The sequence below is a fragment of the Streptococcus sp. HMSC066F01 genome, assembly GCF_001837335.1.
GTDB classification, from domain to species: Bacteria; Bacillota; Bacilli; order Lactobacillales; family Streptococcaceae; genus Streptococcus; species Streptococcus oralis_S.
In genome coordinates this window covers 1-997 of record NZ_KV832071.1, presented here as the reverse complement: position 1 = coordinate 997, position 997 = coordinate 1, and the positions used below count along the sequence as shown (strand labels likewise).

Genomic DNA, 997 nt, shown 5'->3' with positions numbered 1-997 from the left:
AAAAAGCCCTCTGAAGTCAGAGAGCTGATTTGAGCTCGGGCTAAAATCCTAGTGAAACAAAAAAATCTACACGATCAGAAAAGTCTCTATCGTGCCATTTTCATACATGATGTATAGTCCAAGTAGAATGAATACTATGGGCACAATGATTCGCTCGTATTTTTCAATTGTCTCGAATATTAACGGAATAGAGGATAACATCCGACTAATCTCGCAAAAGATAATTATGCCGATTACAAACACAAGCAACGCCACGAGGGTCTGTGACCAATCTAACGAAGCAAAATAAGGTATATAGATACCTAAATTATCTCCGCCAGACGCAATTGTCAGCAATGTAACTGTCCAAAACAGTTGATTTGCCTTGCTTTGTTCTAATCTTTCAATAATTTCTTCCTCTTCTTCCTCACCTTCTCCAACAATTGCAAAGCGAATCCCTAAATAGATAGGGATTAAACCAAGCAATCCAACCATCCATTCTTCAGGCACGAAATTAACGACATAAGCAGCAACTAAACTCGCCCCTACAAGTAAGCCTGTTCCTAGATATTGCCCCGTATAAATATGCCATTTCTGTTTATTCTGTGATAGCTGTGCAAATAAAATAATTAAAATAATTAAATAATCGATACTGGTGGAAATATAAACACCAATAGCAGATATGATTGTCTGTCCCATAAAAACCTCCTGTATTAGTTAGTAATAAATCAGCAGATTTTAGGAGAGCACAGACACATTAATTTTGCTATCGCTAGTGGGTAATGTCGAACGTAGGAAAGCATTTTACTCCTCCTCAAAACGTAGTTACAAAGTAATTTCTAACTGGAATTCGGTGACTACTTCCATGTAAAGTATAATATACTATACTTTACTTCGTAAAGTGTGGGCTCTCCGAGGGGGCTTGCAGACAGTTACTCGGCTTGAAAAGCCGAGTAACTGCGCACCTTCATGGTGTCATTAGCTGATACCATTTGAGGTTTTTGTAGTCTCCAAAATT

Annotated in this window: 1 protein-coding gene; it reads right to left on the bottom strand. The window is 37.9% G+C overall.

Annotation, left to right across the window (positions count from 1 at the left end):
- Nucleotides 1-66: 66 nt before the first annotated feature.
- Entirely contained in the window at nucleotides 67-678 is a 612-nt protein-coding gene (locus HMPREF2655_RS00245; protein WP_000531733.1) for a CadD family cadmium resistance transporter, read from the bottom strand.
- Nucleotides 679-997: the final 319 nt, after the last annotated feature.